Source organism: Endozoicomonas sp. ALD068 (assembly GCF_049310145.1).
Lineage (GTDB): Bacteria > Pseudomonadota > Gammaproteobacteria > Pseudomonadales > Endozoicomonadaceae > Endozoicomonas_A.
In genome coordinates this window covers 2368943-2390369 of record NZ_JBLYNU010000004.1, presented here as the reverse complement: position 1 = coordinate 2390369, position 21427 = coordinate 2368943, and the positions used below count along the sequence as shown (strand labels likewise).

The following is a 21427-nucleotide window of genomic DNA, read 5'->3' as shown; positions in this document are numbered from 1 at the left end:
GCAAACCGAGTTGTTATTTATCCTGTTGCGTGCTTCAGGCTGAACTTTATAAAAATAGTATTGTCCAAACAAAGTAATTGATTAATGCCACAGCCATTGAACCATGGATGAATGTTAATAATAGAGGGATATCTTGATGTTTCATGCTAATTTTGGCCGTTCAGAGGGTCAAATCCTGAAAACTGATCCAAATCGGAATGCCGACGCTGGCGGTCCATCCAGGGAGGCTCGCAGCCTATCCAAAAAGCGTTTCAGTGATCCCGGTCCCTGTGGCGCTCTGACCAGGGAAACTCCTCTGGCCAAGCGTGATTGTCGTCCATCTGTTGCAGATCAGACTGCTGGCTATTCTCCTCCCAATCGGGAACAACTCGGCGGCAAGGGGATGTTTTTGCAGCGCATGAAAGAAGCGGGCCTGTCTGTTCCGCCCTTCCAATGTGTGACTGCTCAAATCATGAATGCGCTGGCACAACACCCTCTCGGTACCCATGCTTTAGACCACTATTTCCAAGGGTTTGTTGATGAACCGCTGGCAAAGACCAGCCTCAGGAACATCCGGGAATACCTCAATACCTTGCCGCCTTCAGAGCAATCCAAAAGGGATCACTGGCTGTCAGCTATGGCAACATTTATTGACAGTGATGACTTTTACGAACAGGTTAAAGATTCTGAAGCGGCCCGAAAAATCCGGGAGCTGCTCCGTCAGGTGGACCGACTCTCTGGATCACAGCCCGTGATTGTCCGCAGTTCCGGCATCAACGAAGATAACTACGGCGATGCCCAGGCAGGCAAATACCTCTCTGTCATTCAGGCAGGAGGCGATGTTTTCAGAACCTGTCTCATGGTCATGGCCTCAGGTTACCGGCCTGAAGTCTGTCCCGAAGGCATACCGCAACCCATGGCGCTGATCATCCAACAGTGTATTGACTGTCGATATGGTGGAGTCGTCATGAGCTTTCAATCTTTTCAGGATGATACCATCAGGATTGAGTACACAAAGGGTCAGCCCAAAGGCATAGTGGCAGGGCAGTCCGGTAACACGCCCCATCGTATTAATATTTGTCGCAAGGAAGGCGCTGAAAACTTTCAATACTTTCCCGGCAAGGTCTCAAGTCACTTTGTCCTGCACAAAAACAATGATGGCTATCTGGAAACAGAAATTTATGATGCGGACGCCCAATCAGACGACAGTGTTCATAAACTCAGTGATCATTTGGTTGCAAAACTCAGTCAGGCGGTGACAGAGCTGGAAAAGCTGTTGCTCTGTCCGGTGGATGTGGAGTTTGCCATCGATCATCTGGGTAACCTGTTCCTGTTGCAGGTGCGCCCTGTTACCCGGCTTTCTGGCGGCATGGATTTTGCGATGCCTATACCCAAAAAGACCCTGGCCATTGGCGAGGGTGTCAGCGAAGGCCATTGCACCGGAACACTCTGGCTGGCTGAAGAACAAGCGGCAGACTCTATGCCAGAGGGAGCCATTGTCTTAGCCCACCATGCTGCAGACTGGATGCTTGAGCCAGGGTTCCTGAAACGGGCCGGGGGTTTTGTCTTTGCCGAAGGAGGCTTCAATGATCATGTCGCGATCCTTATGAAACAGGCAGGAAAAACCTTGATGCTGGCCGGTGGACAGTTCGCGGTCGTGGCCGCTCAGGTTGGCCAACAGGCGACGCTGGCCTTTGCCCGCTTCAAAGGTGAGCCTGGCGCCTTTGTTGTTGTCGGTGACCTTAGTGGAAAACTTGCCAGTCGCAGAAGCCAGTCCTCTGCATTTTCTGATGTGTCGCTGCTCAGAGCCGTCCCGTCACGGGATGATTTGTCCCCTCCTGAAGGCACATTCCTTAATGTCGCCAGCGGTTTTCAGTGGCTCACGGATCAAAATGCCCGTTTGTTGGCATTTTTTGCCTCTGGTGGCGGACTGGATTATCTGGCAAATCCCATAAAACTGAGCATGTCACCACAACGTTCAGAGTTGCTGGCAGAGATCAGAGTCAGGGTAAATCGGCTGGTTCAGGGGGCTGAAGCATTTCTGGATGGCTACCATGCGTTCTTGTTGCTGGCGGGAAAAACAGGTGCTTACGAGGTTCGGTTATTGCGGGATGAAATACCGACATTGTGCAACCGGCTCGAGGCGCTGAAACAAACCATCCGATCCAGTTTGGAGGCTATTATCCTGCTTCTGGATGATGGTAAAAACAGGCAGATAACATTTCATCAATGGCTGACTGCCTGTCAGCAACTGCAATCCTCTCTGCAAGCACTGAATCCTAAAGAGGCTGAGCAGGTCCGGAGTGTTCATGAGCTGATTTTTGCCTTGCACTGGCGCTTTGTATCTGCACTGGCACCGATCACTCAGCTTTCCGGTCAGGGCAAGCTATCAAAAGAAAAGAAAATTACCTACCTTGATTACACAACTCAGCGCAACCCGGGAGAAAAGCTACCGCTATTGAGGCCGTCCTCGAAAGCATTAATTGAAAAGTTTGCTTGTTCAGGGACTGTCGTCATTATGAATGATGTCTTGATTGTCAACCTGAAGCTTGGAAGTCATGTGTGCCTTATTGAGCTGCTTGAATGCGCAGAGGGAGGCAAAGAACGAACCTTACGGCTGAAATTCTCTGACCAGTTTTATAAAGATGATGGTGTTGATACAACCGCCAAGTTAAAGCGTATGTGGTTTCTGGTGCAGTTACTGAAAGTGCTCCAACTGGATGAAAATGCTGATAGCATGAAGCTGTTTTGCAATGCGGTAGCGGGAGGCATTATCGTCGAATGCACTCGAATAAAAGCAACTGAAAACATGCAGGATGCCTTTGAAAAACTGATTATTGTATTACGTGATATGTGTAATGTGGATTGTAAAATGCAGTACATTAAGATTTTTGAAGGAGATCAGTGGAGCTTTAGCTCACTGGCACAACGCCTGAGCGGCGATGTTGCGGCAGAAGCTGACAGGTTCGCCTTTCAACATTGCCTTTTCGCAATGTATTATGAGGAGCATTTCTCCTACAGTCCTGATTATTTGCTGTTATTACCCGATCACTACCAGCAATTTATTAATTATGCCCAACGGTTTGCCGAGTGTCGTAATAAATCGTGTCGTAATAAATCGGAGGACGACTATCGGCAAATATTAATGAGCAATGAGATCACTGAAGAAACCCGCAGGGAATTTTTACATCATTTGTTATTCCTGGATGCCAGAAGAACGGCTCTATTGGTTGAGGATGTTTATCCCGATTTGAGAGATAAATACTATGTTATAAAACCATCATCCTACAGTTACTGGCTAAGTTTAGAAGTCCCTCCGGATCTGTGGCTTTCTGGTGATAAAGAAACATTCAAAAAAGCCTTGCTGAAGCACGGACTGCAATATGGCAGTCAACGGGTTCGGAATGATAAAGACCTGGTATTACCAATCATTGCAGAACGTCAAGGAGACCTTGAGTTTGCTAGTGAAAAAATGAAGAATGATAAAGAGGTCGTCATGACCGCAGTCAAAGAGAATGGCATTTGGCTGGATGATGCTGGCCCGGAAATGCGGGATGATGAAAATATTGTAAAGACCGCTATCGCCAGTTATCCACCAGCGCTGAGGTATGCAAGTGAACGAATCCGAAGTGATAAAAACATTATAAAAATGGTTATCGATGATAATATTGTGAACTTAAAATGTGCCAGTAAAAGAATACTGAGTGATCGCGAGTATCTGCTGAACCTGATTGAACATCATTGTCGTGTTTTCAATTATGCTGTTGATGAACTCAGGCGCGATAGGGATTTTATCCGATCAGCAATCTACAGGAACCCTGATGTTGTTCAATACCTCTCCGAGAAGACTTTAAGAATGTGTCTGAGTACTGGGAGTGCAAGTTCACAACAGAAAAATCAGCCCGAAAACGCTGAGGACCATAGCATTCTGTGTAACATCCTCTAAGCCTGATTATCAGCCAGTTGCTACCGGTTTTTTTAAGCAGGCAAGCAATAATTTTCTCATCAGATAACGCCCTCCAGTGCAAACCGAGTTGTTAAGTACCTAACCAGTTGGTTTCACATATTCTGGACGGCGGCTTTTTCCATCCTTCTGCGTTCCAACGCTGGTTGCGTAGCTAAGGCTACGCGTCCGTCGTTGCGCCTTGAAGAATGAAAAAATCCACTCGCCATAATATGTGAAACCAACTGGCCAGGTACTTATTTATCCTATTGCGTGCTTCAGGCTGAACTTTACAAAAAAATTATTGTCAATAGAAAGGGATTTGTTTATTCGTCAGCGATTGAATCATGGATGAATATCAATAACGGAGGGAAGTCTTGATGTTTCCTGCTCATTCTGGCCGTTCAGAGGGTCAAATCCCGAAAACTGATCCAAATCGGGATGCTGGTGCCGACAGTTCATCCAAGGGGATTAGCAGTTTATCTAAAAGGCATTCCAGTGATCCTTATCCCTGTGGCGTTGCGACCAGCGAAACTCCCCTGACCAAGCGTCACTGCCGTCCATCTGTTGCAGATCAGACTGCTGGCTATTCTCCTCACAATCGGGAACAACTCGGGGGCAAGGGGATGTTTTTGTGGCGCATGAAAAAGGCTGGTCTGTCTGTTCCGCCCTTCGAATGTGTGACTGCTCAAGTTATGAATGCGCTTGAACAACACCCTCTGGATAGCCATCTTTTAGACCGCTATTTTCCCGGGATTGTCCATGAGTGGGACACAGAGAACAGCCTGAGGAACATTCGTGACTACCTCAATACCTTGCCGCCTTCAGAGCAAACCAAAAGGGATGACTGGCTGTCGGGTCTGGCAGAATTTATTGCCAGTAATGATTATTACCAACAGGTTAAAGATTCTGAAGCGGCTCGACAAATAGCTGGTCTGCGCCGTCAGCTGGGTGTACTCCTTGCATCACAAGCGGTTATTGTCCGCAGCTCTGGCATCAATGAGGATAATTACGGCGATGCCCAGGCGGGCAAATACCTCTCTTTGGTTCAGGGAGAAGAAGATATTTTGCAAACCTGTCTCAAGGTCATGGCTTCAGCTTACCGGCCTGAAATCTGTCCCGAAGGCATACCGCAACCCATGGCGCTCATTATCCAACAGTGCATTGATTGTCGATATGGCGGAGTCGCCATGAGTTTTCAATCCTTTCAGGATGATACCGTCAGGATTGAGTACACACGGGGTCAGCCCAGAGGCGCAGTGGCAGGGCAGTCCGGAAACAGGCCCCACCGTATTGATATTTATCGCGAGGATCGTGAAGAAGAAGCTGCCAGCTCTCAATACTTTCCGGGGACGATCTCAAGTCGCTTCATCCTGCAAAAGAACGATAACGGCTATTCGGAAACAAGAATTGATAATGCCGATGCCCAGTCAGGCGACGTTGGACAACAACTCAGTGATGACACGGTTTCGACACTCATGGAGTGGCTGACAGAGCTGGAAAACTTATTACTCTGCCCCGTGGATGTGGAGTTTGCTATTGATCATCAGGGGTGTCTGTTCCTTTTGCAGGTGCGCCCTGTTACCCGCCTCTCTGGTGGCATGGATTTTGTCATGTCCATACCCGAAGAGACCCTGGCCATTGGCGAGGGCGTCAGCGAAGGCTTCTGCACCGGTCCACTCTGGTTGGCCAGTCAGCCAGAGGCAGGCTCTATGCCAGAGGGAGCCATTGTCGTGGCCCACCATGCTGAAGACTGGATGCTTGGGCCTGAGTTTCTGAAGAGGGTTGGTGGTTTTGTCATTGCTGAGGGAGGATTCAATGATCACGTAGCAATCTTCATGAAACAGGCAGAAATAGCTTTGATGCTGGCCGGTGGCCAGTTTACGGCAGTGGTCGCTCAGGTTGGGCAACAGGCGACGCTGGCCTGTGCCCGCTTTAACGAAAAACCCGGAGCCTTTATTGTTGCCGGTGACCTTAGCGGAAAACTGGCCAGTTGCAGAAGCCTGTCCTCTGCATTTTCTGATCTATCGTTGGCAAAGGCCGTCCCGTCACGGGATGATTTGTCCCCCCCTGAAGGCACATTCCTTCAGGTTGCCGACGGTTTTCAATGGCTCACAGATCAGAATGCCCGTCTGTTGGCAATGTTTGCCTCCGGCGGCGGACTGGATTGTCTGGCAAATCCGGTAAAACTGAGCATGTCTCGACAACGATCCGGGATACTGGCAAAGATCAGAGACAGTGTAAACAGGCTGGTTCATGGAGCTGAAGCAATGCTGGATGGGTACCGGGCATTCCTGCTGCTGGCGGGTAACAGCAGTTCATCAGAGGTTCAGTTATTGCAGGATGAAGTACTACTATTAAGCAACCGGTTCAAGACACTGAAACAGACCATCCAATCATTGCTGGAGGCTATCATCCTGCCCCAGGATGACGATGAAGAACGGCAGTTATCGTTTCGTCATTGGCTGTCAGCCTGCCAACAACTGCAATCTTGTCTTCAAGCACTCAATCCCAGGGAGGCTGAGCAGTTCCAAAGTGTCCATGAAGTGATTTTTGCGCTGCATCTGCGCTTTATAAAAGCACTGGCACCGATCACTCTGGACTCGGGTCAGGGCCGGTTATCCAGGGAAAAGCGAATCACTTATGTTGATTACACGACCCAGGGTAATCCTGATGAAAATGCGTTGCTATTGAGTCCAACCGGTAAAGCCATTATGAATGAATTAGAGCTTTCAGGGACTGTTGTCATTATGGATGATGCCTTGTTGGTTAATCTGGGATTAGGCGTTCATGTCAGCCTTGTCGAATTATTTGAAAACGCAGAGGGTGGGAAAGGACGAACCTTGCGGCTGAAATTTTCTGACCAATTCGATAGACCTGGTGGCTTATATAAATCCGGCAAGTTACAGCGGGTCTGGTTTCTGACACAGTTTCTGAAGGCCATCGAACTGGATGAAAATGCTGATCCAATGAGGCTCAGTTACAATGCGGTAGCGCGTGAAGTTATTGTCGAATGTACGCGAATGCAATCACCTCAAGCTATGCAGTATGCCTTTGAAAAGCTGATGCTTGTTTTAGATTCTATGACTGATCTTGATATTCTCTTTGATTACGAAGACATTTTTGAAGAACCTCATTGGGATTTTAACTTGCTTGCACAACGTCTTAATCCCGTTGTTGCGACAGAAGCTGATAGATTCACCTTTCAACATTGCCTTTTTTCAATGTTTTATAAGAACGATTATTGGATGAGTCCCGCTTGTTGCCAGTTACTCAGTAACCATCTTCAACAGTTTGTTCATCATACTGAGCGATTAGGGGAGTGTCGGTCTTTAGTCTATTCAGGGAAAAAACCGGAGGCGAGTCTGAAGGAAATATTTATGAGTGATGACATGAATGAGAGCATGCGCAGGGAGCTCTTACATCATTTTTTATTGCTAGATCCCTATTACTCTGTTGGCCCGGTTGAGGATTTTTATCACCATTTGAGAGGCCAATACTTTATTATCAAGCCATCACACGCTTACACGCTGACGTTTGTTGTTCCACCGGTTCAGTCGCTTTCGGATATTAAAGAAAAGGTCAGGCAAGCTTTGCTGAAAGATGGGCTGGAATATGCCAGCCAACGGGTTCGAAATGATAAAGACCTTGTACTAGAAGCCATTGCAGTACATCCATTTAACCTGAAATATGTAGGTGAAGAACTGAAGAGTGATAAAGATGTCATCCTAGCCGCAGTTACTCAGAAGAGCTATTGTATGAGCTGCGTCAGCCCGGAACTCCCAAATTATGATGAGCTGGTGATAGCGGCTATCGCAAAGCGTCCAGCAGTTGTGAGGTATGCCAGTGAAAAAATCCGAAGTGATAAAAACATTATTCAAAGTGTCATTGCTCATAATATTGATTACCTGGCATATGCCAGTAATACGGTGTTGAATAATTACCATTCTATGCTCGATTTTATTGAACAAAATCCACGTGCTTTTGAATTTGCTGCTCCCGGGCTTAAACTTAATAAGGCTTTTATCGAGGCAGCAAAACAAAGAAATCCCGCAGTTATTCAATACACCAGAGAGCTTTTGGATAAGGTCTGAATGGCTCTGAAAAGTTGGTCAGTGCAAACCCTGTTGCCAGCTTATTGGCATTCTTTTTATTTCGTATTTCAGTCTGACGGGGGGAACTTTATAAAAATATCATTGCCTGAACAGGGTGATACATTGAATTTCTGGCAATTAAATTATGTATGAGTACTTAGTATGACGTGGATGTCGCGATGTTACCTTTACCTGAAAATTTTGGCAAATTAGATCCCCGAAGCCCGGGAACCTGTTCAAATCAGAACACCGGGGCTGGCAGTCTATCCAACAGGGTTCGCAGTGCAATCAAAAGGCATTTCGATAATCCTGTACCCCGTGGCGTTTCGACCAGCGAAACCCCTTTAACCAAACGTCTCTGCCGTTTAGCTGTTTCAGAGCAGGCTGCTGGCTGTTCTCCTTCCGAACGGGAACAGTTCGGGGGCAAGGGAATGTTTTTGTTGCGCATGAAAGCAGCCGGTCTGTCTGTTCCGCCCTTCGAATGTGTCAGTGCTCAAGTCATGAATGCGCTTGAACAACACCCTCTGGATGCCCATCTTTTAGAATGCTACTTCCCCGGAATTATCTATGAACCGGAGTTGGGAACCAGCCTGGCGAGCATCAGGAAATACCTCAATGCCCTGCCGCCTTCAGAGCAAACCAAAAGGGATGAATGGCTGTCGGGTATGGCGAAATTAATTGCCAGTAATGACTATTACGAACAGATTAAAGATTCTGAAGCGACCCGACAAATCAGGGCTCTGCGCTCTCAGCTGGGCAAAGTCTCCAACTCACAGCCCGTAATTGTTCGCAGTTCCGGCATCAATGAAGATAACTACGGCGATGCCCAGGCGGGCAAATACCTCTCTTTAGTTCAGGGGGAAGAGGATATTTTGCGAACCTGTCTTAAGGTCATGGCCTCGGGTTACCGGCCTGAAGTCTGTCCCGAAGGCATACCACAACCCATGGCGCTGGTTATCCAACAGTGCATTGATTGCCTATACGGCGGGGTCTTTACGAGCTTTCAATCCTTTCAGGATGATACCGTCAGGGTTGAGTACACAAAGGGTCAGCCCAAAGGCGTAGTGGCAGGACAATTCGGTAATACGCCCCATCGTATCGATATTTATCGCAGGGAAGGCGCCGAAGACGCTCAATACTACCCCGGGACCATCTCAAGTCACTTCATCCTGTACAAGCACAATAATGGCTTTTCGGAAACAAGAATTGATAATGTCGATGCTCAATCAGGCGACGGTGGTCTGAAACTCACTGATAAAATGCTTTCAGATCTCAGGGACGCGGTGACAAAACTGGAAGACCTTTTGCTCTGCCCCGTGGATGCGGAGTTTGCCATTGATCACCGGGGTCGCCTGTTCCTGTTGCAGGTGCGCCCTGTTACCCGACTCGCTGGCGACATGGATTTCGCCATGCCCATACCGGAAGAGACCATTGCTTCTGGCGAGAGCGTTAGCGAAGGCTACTGCACCGGACCCATCTGGCTGGCCAGTGAACAGGAGGCAGACTCTATGCCAGAAGGTGCTATTGTCGTGGCCCATCACGCTGGAGACTGGATGCTTGAGCCTGAGTTCCTGAAGCAGGCAGGAGGCTTTGTCATCGCCGAAGGAGGATTCAATGATCATGTAGCAATCCTCATGAAACAGGAAGGAAAAACGTTGATGCTGGCCGGTGGGCAGCTTGCGGCAGTGGAAGCTCAGGTTGGGCAACAGGCGACACTGGCCTGTGCCCGTTTTATGGGCAGGCCCGGCGCCTTTATCGTTGCTGATGACCTTAGCGAAAAACTGGCCAGTTACAGAAGCCTGACCGCTATTGATTCTGACGTGCCGTTAGCTGAAGCCGTTCCGTCACGGCAGGATTTGTCCCCCGCTGAAGGTACATTCGATCAGGTTACCAGCGGTTTTCAGTGGCTCACAGATCAAAACGCCCGCCTGTTGGCATTTTTTGCCTCAGGCGGCGGACTGGATTGTCTGGCAAACCCGATAAAACTGAGTATGTCGTCACAACGCTCAAAGTTGCTGGCAGGGACCAGGGACAGTGTAAACCGGCTGATTCATGGGGCTGAAGCATTGCTGAATGGGTACAAGTCATTCCTGCAGCTTGCGAGCGTAAAGGACCCATCCGAAATCGGGCCATGGCTGAATGAATTACCGGAACTGACCAGCCGGTTCAAGACGTTGAAAGAGAAAATCCAATCAGAGTTAGAAATGATGCTCCTTCCCCTGCAAGTCGGTGAAGAAGGTCAGAAATCCATGGGCATTTTTCGACACTGGTTGACGGCGTGTCAGCAACTAAAGTCATCTCTTCAGGCACTCAATCCCAATGCGCCCGAGCAGCTCCGAAGTCTCCATGAACTGATTTTTGCCTTGCATGAGCGCTTCGTCAAGGCACTGGCACCGGTTACTCTGGCCTCGGGTCAGGGCAAGATCAGCAGGATATGGCCCATCACCTATGTAGATTGCAGGACTCCGGGTGACTCGGCTAAAAAGGTACCGCTATTCACTCACTCCTACAATGAATGCCTCGTAAGATCAGAGTGTGAAGCGACTGTCATCATTATGGATGCTGCTTTGATTGCTAACCTTCAACTGGGACATCATGTGGGCCTTATCGAGCTACTTGAAGAAGCAGAAGGGGGGAAAGGACGTACCCTGCGGCTGAAATTTTCTGACCGGTTTGCCACAGCTGATGGCAGTGATGGTTCCGGCAAATTGAAACGTATGTGGTTTCTGACGCAGTTACTGAAGACGATCAATCTGGATGAACAAGCGGGTCCTATGAAGTTCAGTTGCAATGCCGTAGCGGGTGAAATGATTGTCGAATACCCCCGAATGAAATCACATCAAATCATGCAGGCAGCTTTTGTAAAACTGACAACGGCATTATCTGTCATTAAGAACCTGGATGAGGACTTAAAGTCAGCAGCCATTTTTGATGGAGATCAGTGGAGCTTTAACAGCCTTATGCAACGCGTTGATAGCGATGTTACGACAGAAGCCCATAGATTCGCTTTTCAACACTGCCTTTTCTTAATGGCTTATTCTGCTCAATATAACGTTAATGAGGATTGTTACCGATTATTAATAAAGTTCTTAAACAATCATCAAAAACAGTTTATTCGTCATAGTCGACGGCTTGCTGAATCAATACACCCCCCTCTGGAAACGTTAATGAGTGATAAGATCCCCGGGGACACCCGCAGGGAACTCTTGCAGCATTTTTTATTGTTAAAGCCTGATGACGCTGCGCCATTGTTTGAAGAGGTGTATGAGCTGGAAGATCAGTACTTTGTTATCAATCCATCCTGCAGTTGCAGTGTAAATTTCGAGGTTTCACCCATTCAGTTCCTTGGGGTTCAAAGAGAAAATGTGAAGAATGTTCTACGCAGGCAGGGACTGAAATATGCCAGCCAACGGGTTCGCAATGATAAAGATCTTGTATTAGCGACCATTGCCGTACATCCATACAGCCTGAAATATGTGAGTGAAGAACTGAAGTGTGATAAAGAAGTCGTTCTAACCTGTTTTAAAGCGCTCAATTTTTTGAAGACTGAAGAGGTACGCAGTGTCAATCACCTGGTCTCTGACTTGTATAGGTCCGTGACAGAGGCCCGGAGACCGGTTACCAGGGCCTCAGCTCTGAGCATGCTATCCAGAGATGATAAGGTCATATATGTTGATTGCACGACTCCGGGTGGCGTGGGTGAAAAGTCAACGCTATTGAATCCGTCCTGCAGAGCAGTCCTTGGAGAATCAGGACTTTTTGAAGGAACTGTTATCAGTATGGATGATACTTTGATTGTTAACTTTAAGATAACCGATCTTGTAGGCGTTATCGAGCTACTTAAAAACGAAGAAGAGGCAAAAGAATGTACCTTGCGGTTGAAAATTTCTGACAATTTTTCCTACTCTGATGGTAGTGATGCACCTGGCAAGTTAAAACGTATGTGGTTTCTGGTGCAGTTACTGAAAGCGATAGAGCTGGATAAAAGTGCTGCCAGCATGAAGCCTGGTTGCAACGCCGCAGCGGCTGAAGTGATCGTCGAATGCCCGCAAATAACATCAACTCAAGTCATGCAGGGTGCCTTTGTGAAACTGATAAGGGCATTAGAGGCTGTTAGATCTTTGGATATGTTTTTAGGCCCAAGACCTGTTTTTGAAGGGGGTCAGTGGAGCTTTAACATGCTTGCGCAACGCCTTGATAGCGATGTTGCTGCAGAAGCCAATAAATTTGCCTTTCAACATTGCCTTTTCTTAATGGCTGAACGTTACCGATATGCCATTGATCTCAGTTGCTACTTGTTATTAAGCAGTCATCAACAACAGTTTATTGATAATGGTCATCGGTTGTTTAAATTGGAGGGTAATCCTGGCGACGTATTAATGAGAAATGAACTCCCTGAGGACACCCGCAGGGAGCTACTGCATCATTTTTTATTGTCAGATCCCGGTGAGGCTAATCGATGGGTTGATCTTGTGTATCCTCATTTGAAAGATCATTACTTTGTTATCAAGCCATCCTGCAGTTACAGCCCGAAGTTTGATTTTTTACCGGTTCAGGCGCTTGGTAATAATAAAGAAAGGGTCAGGAATATATTGCACAGGGATGGACTGAAATGTGCCAGCCAACGGATTCGCAATGATAAAGACCTTGTGATAGCGGCTCTTGCAAGACATCCACATAGCCTGGAATATGTAGGTGAGGAGCTGCAGAGTGTTGCTGAGGTCGTCATGCATACAGTCACTAAAGATGGTTGTTATCTGCAATATGCCAGCCCGACACTTCAGGATGATGAGAAGGTTGTCATAGCCGCTGTTACAAATTCTTCAGGCGCTCTGAAATATGCCAGTGAAAGAATTCGAAGCGATAAAAACATTATTAAAACCTTGATAGCTATCAACGTTAATAACCTGATATACGTTAATAAAACGATATTGGAGGATCCTGAGTACATGCTGGACTTAATTGCAAAGGATTCTGCTGCTTTTATTTTTGTTGCTCCCGAGCTTAAACAGAATGAGGCTTTTATTGAGGCAGCAAAAAAAAGAAACCCCGAAGTGAGTCAACACCTCATGTAATACCCATCGTGCTTTCTAACTTTAACAGCCTTACGCAACGCATATATATTAGCGAAAGAACCCGGTCTGGTGGTTTCTGGTTTGCAGTGTGTCGCTTAAGCAGACGGCGGCACGGATAATGCCCTGAGAGTGGGTCAGAAGCCTGAGTGATATAATCAGTCATTTAAGTCTTAAGGCTATGAAATATGTTAAAGGTAAAACAGTCAGGAAGCATGATCGCCGGCATATTGCTTCTGTTTGCAACTCAGGTTTTTGCCTGGTCTCATGTCCATATCGTTAATAAAACTGACCTCGATGTATATGGTGAAATCAAATACATTGGCGGATCCGCTTGGGATTGTGATACACAAACCTATGCACTCGCCCCCTGGGGAGCATTTACTGCACCTTCCCGAGGCGCATGTCTGGTACGCAAAATTACCGTCAGTGCCTACGACCTGGGTAATGGTATTCCCTATGAGTCATCAGCAGGAACTGCCTTTGTGCAATTCATAGTGGTCAAGAGAGACGACGGCCAGCTTATGGTGACTCGCCCTTAAGAGAGTTAACGCGTTTATTCAGACAACGTTAAACAGTGCCAACTGTGTTGATAGCTCATTGTTGTTTACCTGTTGCCTGGTTCAGCCTGAGTGGTGAACTTTATAAAAAAATAATTGTCATATATGTAATAAGCGATTTTTTAGGCGTTAGTCATTGAATTATGGATAAATGAGAGGGATATCTTGATGTTGCCTGAAACTATTGATCTTCAAATATCGAAAACGAACCCAGAGCAGAATACCGGGGCTGGTCGTTCATCCAGCAGAGCTGCCAGTTCCCCCAAAAGGTATTTCAGTCATCTTGATCTCAGTGACGTTCCCGACCCAACGTGGCTAAACAAGCGCACCTGCTGTTCCCCTGTTTCAGGCCAGGCTGCTGACTGTTCTGCCGCCAGCCGGGAACAACTTGGTGGCAAAGGAATGTATTTGCAGCGCATGAAGAAAGCCGGTCTGTCTGTGCCACCGTTCGAATGTGTTACTGCTCAAGTCATGAGTGCTCTTGAACAACAGCCTCTGCATAACTTTGCCCGCTATCTCCCCGGGATTGACCGTGAACTGAAGGCAGAGACCTGTCTCAAGAACATCCGTGAACACCTCAATGCCTTGCCGCCTTCAGAGCAAAGCAAAAGGGATAACTGGCTGCTGGGTCTGGCGCAATTTGTTGCCAGTGATGACTATTACGAACAGGTTAAAGATACTGAAGCGGCCCGACACATCAGGACTCTTCGCCATCAGCTGGACAAACTCTCCAGATCACAACCCGTTATTGTCCGCAGTTCCGGCATCAACGAAGATAACTACGGCGATGCCCAGGCGGGCAAATACCTCTCGGAAGTTCAGGGAGAAGAGGATGTATTGCGCACCTGCCTAAAGGTCATGGCCTCAGGTTACCGGGCTGAAGTCTGTTCCGAAGGTATACCACAACCCATGGCACTGATCATCCAACAGTGCATTGATTGCCGATACGGCGGTGTCGTCATGAGCTTTCAATCTTTTCAGGAAGATACCATCAGGGTTGAGTACACACGTGGTCAGCCCAGAGGCGTAGTGGCAGGGCAGTCTGGTAACCGGCCCCATCGCATTGATATTTATCGCGAAGATCACAAAGAAGAAGCTCACATCTATCAGTACTTTCCCGGAACAATCTCCAGTCACTTTGTCTTGCATAAGAACAATAACGGCTATTCGGAAACAATCATTGCTAATGCCGATGCTCAATCAGACGACAGTGGACAAAAACTCACTGATAAAATGGTTTCAGATCTCAGGGATGCGGTGACAAAACTGGAAGACCTGCTGCTCTGCCCCGTGGATGTGGAGTTTGCTATCGATCATCAGGGTAGCCTGTTCCTGTTGCAGGTGCGTCCTGTTACCCGACTCTCTGGCGGCATGGATTTTGCCATGCCTATACCCATAGAGTCTCTGGCGATTGGCGAGGGCATCAGTGAAGGCTTCTGCACCGGGCCACTCTGGTTGGCTAAAAAAACACAGGCAGACTCTATGCCAAAGGGCGCCATTGTCGTCGCCCGGCAGGCAGAAGACTGGATGCTTGAGCCTGGCTTCCTGAAACGGGCAGGAGGTTTTGTGCTGGCCGAAGCAGGCTTCAATGATCATGTAGCGATCCTTATGAAACAGGAAAAAATAGCCTTGATGCGGGCCGGTGCTGAGTATGCAGCTGTGATCGCTCAGGATGGCCAACAGGCGACGCTGGCCTGCGCTCGCTTTAATGGTGAGCCCGGCGCCTTTATTGTTGTCGGTGACCTTGCCGGAAAACTGGCCAGTCACAGAAATTTATCCTCTGCCTTCTCTGATGTGCTGCCGGGAAAAGCCGTCCCGTCGCGGGCTGATTTGTCTCCCTCTGAAGATACACTTTGTCAGGTCGCCAGCGGTTTTCAATGGCTCACGGATCAAAATGCTCGCCTGCTGGCATTTTTTGCCTCCGGCGGCGGACTGGATTGTCTGGAAAACCCGATAAAACTAAGCATGTCGCCGCAACGATCAGAGTTACTGGTAGGCACCAGAGAGAACATAAGCCGACTGATTTATGGAGCTGAAAAGCTGTTGCAGGGTTATGAGGCATTCCTGCGGCTGGCGGGCGACAGCCGTTCATCCCGGGTTGAGCCATTGCTGGATGAATTTCTGCACCTGTCCAACCGCTTTGAGATGCTGAAACAGACCATCCTATCCGGCTTGAAGAGTATCATTATGCCAATGCAAGCTGCTGAAGACGGGCAGCTATCTCCGGTAACGTTTCGTCATTGGCTGGCAGACTGCGATCAGCTGCAATCCTTTCTTCAAGCTCTCAACCCCTGGAGGGCTGAGCAGGTACAGAGTGTTCATGAACTGATTTTTGCTGTACATCAGCGCTTCGTAAATGCGCTTGCACCCATCACTCTTGCCTCGAGTCAGGGCAGGGTCTCTCGGGAAAAGCGCATCACCTATATTGATCACAGGACTCCGAGTGAAACGGCACCGCTACTGAGTCCAGCCTGCAAAGCAACCCTCGAAGGATTATTGTTTCGTAAAGCGATTGTCGTCTGTATGGATGAAGCCTTGATTGTTAACCTGAAGTTAGGCACTCATGTGAGTCTTATCGAGCTACTTGATCGTGCAGAGGGGGGGAAAGGACGAACCCTGCGGCTGAAATTTTCTGACTCTTTTGACAGTGATGATGGCAGTGAATCACCCGGCAAATTAAAACGTATGTGGTTTCTGGTGGAGTTACTGAAAGCGTTCGAACTCAATAAAAATGCGGGTAGCATGAAGACAAGTTGTAACGCTGTAGCGGGTGAAATTATCGTTGAATGCACTCGCATGAGATCACGTGAAAACATGCAGGAGGCCTTTGTAAAACTGACCAAGGCATTATATTCATTAGTTAGTCTGGATCGATACTTAAGTCGGATAACTCTGTTTGAAGGAGGTCGGTGGAGCTTTAACTGGCTTGCGCAGCGCCTTGACAGCGATGCTTCGGCAGAAGCTAATAGATTCGCCTTTCAGCATTGCCTTTTCTCAATGGTTAATAGTATCCGAGATGGCATTGCTCCAGAGTGTTACCCGTTATTAAGCAAGTATCAACAAGAGTTCATGGATCAAGGTCGATGTCTGGTCAAATCGAAGGACAATGTTTGGGAGCTATTAATGAGTGATCAGGTCTCTGAAGATATCTTAAGGGAGCTATTACATCATTTTTTATTGTCATATCCTGGTAACGCCAGTCAATGGGTTGAGCTTTTGTATCCTCATCTTAAAGATCAATACTATGTTATCAAACGGTCCTGTAGTTACAGTCTGGAGTTTGATGTGCCACCGATGCCGTTGCTCGGGGGGCAAAAAGAAAGGGTCAGGAGTTTCTTGCTCAAGCATGGCATAGAATGTGCCAGCCAACGAATTCGAAATGACAAAGACCTTATGTTAGCGGCTCTTGCAATACATCCGTATAGCCTGAAATATGTCAGTGAAAAGCTGAGGAGTGATAAACAGGTCGTCCTCACTGCAGTCACCGGAGATGGTTGTTGCCTGCAATACGCCAGCACCAAACTGCGGGATAATGAAGAGGTTGTCAAAGCCGCTATCAAACATGATTCAGCAGCCCTGAAATATGCCAGTGACAGAATTCGAAGCGATAAAAAAACATTATCAAAGCCTTAATGGCTGTCAGTTTTGATAACTTAAGATATGTCAGTAAAGCGGTGTTGAAGGATCGTATAGGTTGAACTTTATAAAAAAATTATTGTCAAAAGATTAATTGATGTTTTTTCTAGATGAATCATGGATGAATATTAACATGGGAGGGATATCTTGATGTTACCTGCTAATTCTCAAATGTCAGCGCTTCGGAGTCCAACAACGAATCCAGATGAGATTACCGGGACTGGTAGTTCATCCGGCAGGGTTGGTAGTTTATACGGCAGGGCTGTTAATTACCTCAAAAGATATTTCAGTTATCTTGATAGCACTTCCATTCCAGACACGACGTGCCTTAGCAAACGCACCTGCTGTTCATCTGTTTCAGATCAGGCTGATGACTATTCTCCCCCCATCCGGCATCAGCTTGGGGGTAAGGGACTGTTTTTGCAACGCATGAAGGAAGCTGGTCTGCGTGTTCCAGCGTTCAGATGTGTGACAACTCAGCTCGTTCATGCGCTTGAACAACACCCTCTGGATCCTCACTCTTTAACTCGCTATCTTCCCGATATCGCCTATGAGCCGGGTGTGCACAGCAGCCTGACGCTCATCAGGGAATACCTCAATACTCTGCCACCTTCAGAACCCGTCAAAAGAGCCGGGGTGCTGACGGGGCTGGCGGAATTTATTGCCAGTGATGACTTTTATCAGCAGGTTAAAGAGTCTGAAGCGGCCCAACAAATCACAGACCTGCGTCGTCAGCTGGACAATTTCTCTTTATCACAACCGATTATTGTCCGCAGTTCTGGCATCAACGAAGATAATTACGGCGATGCCCAGGCAGGCAAATACCTCTCATTGGTTCAGGAAGAAGACGATGTTTTGCGTACCTGTCTGAAAGTCATGGCTTCAGGCTACCGCCCTGAAGTCTGCCCCGAAGGCATACCACAACCCATGGCTCTGATCATCCAGGAGTGTATTGACTGCCAATACGGCGGTGTCGTCATGAGCTTTCAATCTTTTCAGGATGGAACCATCAGGGTTGAGTTTACTCAGGGTCAGCCCAGAGGTGTGGTTGCGGGGCACTCCGGTAACACGCCTCACCGTATCGATATTTCTGATGAGGAAGGCCCTGACAGCTATCAATATTTTCCCGGTACGATTTCAAGTCACTTTGTCCTGAACAAAAACAATCACGGTTATTCAGAAACAAGAATTGATAATGTCGGTGCCCAGCCAGACGACGGTGAACAGTTACTTGGTGATCAAACGGTCTCAGATCTCAGAGAGATGGCGACAACGCTGGAAAACCTGTTGTTCTGCCCCGTGGATGCCGAGTTTGCCATCAATCGTAAGTGGCAGCTGTTCCCGGTGCAGGTGCGCCCTGTTACCCGACTCTCTGGCGGCATGGATTTTGCGCTGTCCATACCCGAAGAGACCATTGCCACAGGTACGGGTGTCAGTGAAGGCTTTTGCACCGGAACGCTCTGGCTGGCCAGACGACAAAAGGCAGACTCTATGCCAGAGGGTGCCATTGTCGTGGCCCCACACGCTGAAGACTGGATGCTTGAGCCCGGGTTCCTGAAGCGGGTTGGTGGTTTTGTCATTGCCAATGGAGGATTCAATGATCATGTTGCGATCCTTATGAAACAAGAGCAAAAAACGTTGATGCTGGCCGGTGGGCAGCTTGCGGCAGTGGAAGCTCAGGTTGGGCAACAGGCGACGCTGGCCTGTGCCCGCTTTAACGATAAGCCCGGTGCCTTTATTGTTGCCGGTGACCTTACCGGAACATTGGCCAGTCACAGAAGCCTGTCCTCAGCTGTTTCTGATGTGCCGCTAGCCAAAGCCGTCCCCTCACGGAATGATTTGTCCTTTCCTGAAGGTACATTCCTTCAGGTTGCCAGCGGTTTCAAATGGCTCACGGATCAAAATGCCCGCCTGCTGGCATTTTTTGCCCCTGGTGGCGGACTGGATGGTTTGGCAAACCCGCTAAAACTCAGCATGTCGCCACAACGATCCAGGATACTGGCAGAGACTAAAGTCAGCGTAAATCGGCTGGTTTATGGGGCCGAAGCCCTGTTGCAGGGTTACTGGGCCTTCTTACAACTGGCGGGTGAGAAAGGTTCGCCCGAGGTTCAGTTATTGCGGGATGAATTGCAGCAACTGATCAGCCGGTTTGAGACGTTGCAAAAGACTATCCAATCAGGGCTGGAGAGTGTCATTCTGCCCATGCAAGCCGCTGAAGAAGGGCGGCCATTCCCCGGTATCTTTCGTCAATGGCTGGCCGATTGCCATAAGCTACAATCCGATCTTCAGTCACTCAACCCCTGGAAAGCTGAGCAGGTCCTAAGTGTCCATGAGCTGATTTTTGCCCTGCATCAGCGCTTTGTAGAGGCACTGGCACCGGTCACTCTGGCTTCGGGACAGGGCAGGATATCTACAGAAAAGAAAATCACCTATGTCGATTGCACGACTCCGGGTGGCTCAGATGGAAAGGTGCCGTTATTGAGGCAGTCAGGCAAAGCATTGCTTGAACAATCAAGGCACCCGGTAACTGTCGTCAGTCTGGATGATGCCTTGTTGGTTAATCTGGAGCTTGGGCATCATTTAGGCCTTATCGAGGCACTTGAATGCGCAGAAGGAGGGAAAGAAAGAACCTTGCGGCTTAGATTTTCAGACCGGTTTCGGAGCCCTGATGGCTATCAACAACCCGGCAAGTTGAAGCGTATGTGGTTTCTGGCGCGGTTGCTGAAGGCAATTGAACTGGATAAAGAGGCAGATGGTATGAAGATCAGTGTCAATCCCGCAGTGGGTGAAATGATTGTTGAATGCTCCCGAATGTCATCACGTAAAATCCTGCAGCAGGCTTTTGAAAAACTGATAATGGCATTGTATTCAACCTATAGTCTGGATCTGTACATACGTAATATAGCCCTTTTTGAAGGAGATCAGTGGTGCTTTAATTTGCTTGCACAACGCCTTGATAGCGATGTTGTGACAGAAGCCGATCGATTCGCCTTTCAAAAATGCTTAATTCAACATGGCTTATGCACACTATATTACTCCGCTGCGATCGGTATTTCAGATGCTTGCTACTCGTTCTTAAGCGACCATCAACAGCAGTTTATTAATCATAGTCGGCGGTTCTTTCGATCGGAGAAGAATTTTTCGGAAGTGTTAATGAGTGATGAGGTGGGTGAGGACACCCGCAGGGAGGTACTGCATCATTTTTTATGGCTCAATCCCGATGAGGCGACTCCACTGTTTGAGCTTGTCTATCCTCGTTTGAGAGGCCAATACTATATTATTAAGCCATCATGGGATTACACGCTGATGTTTGATGTGCCACCGGGGCAGGCGCTTCCCGATCACAAAGAAAAGGTCAGGAATGTTGTGGTGAAGGAAGGGCTGACATATGCCAGCCAGCAGGTTCGAAATGATAAAAGCCTTGTATTAGCGACCCTTGCAAGACATCCGGATAACCTGAAATATGCGAGTGAAAAACTCAAGAATGATAAAGTGGTCGTCATGGCTGCAGTCACTCAAAATGGCTTTTCTCTGAAATATGCCAGCCCGAAACTTCAGGATAATTATGAAATTGTCATGGCTGCAGTCACTATTCATGGCAGTTATCTGGAATTTGCCAGCCCGAGACTTCGGGATAATTATGAAATTGTCATGGTCGCAATCAAACGGGATGGTATACATCTCAAATATGCCAGCCCGAGACTTCGGGACAATGAAGAGATTGTCAGGGCTGCAGTTGCAGCTTATTCAGGACCTGTGTCTTATGCCAGTGAAAGAATCCGAAGCGATAAAAACATTATTAAAAAACTGATAGCCGTTAATATTGATATTCTACGAAATGTCAGGAAAACATTATTGAATGATCGGGAGTCTATGCTGGACTTAATTGAACAGGACTCTTTTGCTTTTTTGTATGCGTCTGATGAGCTTAAACAATATAAGGCTTTTATTGAGGCAGCAAAAAAAAGAAACCCCGAAGTGATTCGACACCTCAAGTAATCTCCGAACAAGGTTTCATTTATTCTGACAACGTTAAACAGTGCCAACTCTGTTGACAGCTCATTGTTGTTTCCCCTATTGCCTGGTTCGGCCTGAGTGGTGAACTTTATAAAAAAACTATTGTCTGAGGTTTATTGACCTTCC

General features: G+C 47.7%; 6 protein-coding genes. All 6 read left to right on the top strand.

Annotation, left to right across the window (positions count from 1 at the left end):
* Positions 1 to 136 precede the first annotated feature (136 nt).
* The 6 genes from ACO6V5_RS08470 to ACO6V5_RS08445 all read left to right on the top strand — a co-directional run bounded on the left by ACO6V5_RS08470 (position 137) and on the right by ACO6V5_RS08445 (position 21283).
* Positions 137 to 3925, top strand: coding sequence for a DUF4116 domain-containing protein (locus ACO6V5_RS08470; protein ID WP_422492080.1), 3789 nt, complete (start codon positions 137 to 139; stop codon positions 3923 to 3925).
* 377 nt (positions 3926 to 4302) lie between these two features.
* Positions 4303 to 8016: a PEP/pyruvate-binding domain-containing protein gene (locus ACO6V5_RS08465; RefSeq protein WP_422412977.1), complete on the top strand. Its 3714-nt coding sequence runs from the start codon at positions 4303 to 4305 to the stop codon at positions 8014 to 8016.
* 179 nt (positions 8017 to 8195) lie between these two features.
* Entirely contained in the window at positions 8196 to 13091 is a 4896-nt protein-coding gene (locus tag ACO6V5_RS08460) for a DUF4116 domain-containing protein (protein WP_422412975.1), read from the top strand.
* A 185-nt stretch (positions 13092 to 13276) separates the two neighbouring features.
* Entirely contained in the window at positions 13277 to 13630 is a 354-nt protein-coding gene (locus ACO6V5_RS08455) for a hypothetical protein (protein ID WP_422412973.1), read from the top strand.
* Between the two features lie 186 nt (positions 13631 to 13816).
* Positions 13817 to 17281 (top strand): DUF4116 domain-containing protein, encoded by a 3465-nt coding sequence (locus tag ACO6V5_RS08450; RefSeq protein ID WP_422412971.1) that lies wholly within the window; start codon positions 13817 to 13819, stop codon positions 17279 to 17281.
* Positions 17282 to 17434: 153 nt separating this feature from the next.
* On the top strand, positions 17435 to 21283 hold the full coding sequence (locus tag ACO6V5_RS08445) for a DUF4116 domain-containing protein (protein ID WP_422441771.1): 3849 nt from the start codon (positions 17435 to 17437) through the stop codon (positions 21281 to 21283).
* Positions 21284 to 21427: the final 144 nt, after the last annotated feature.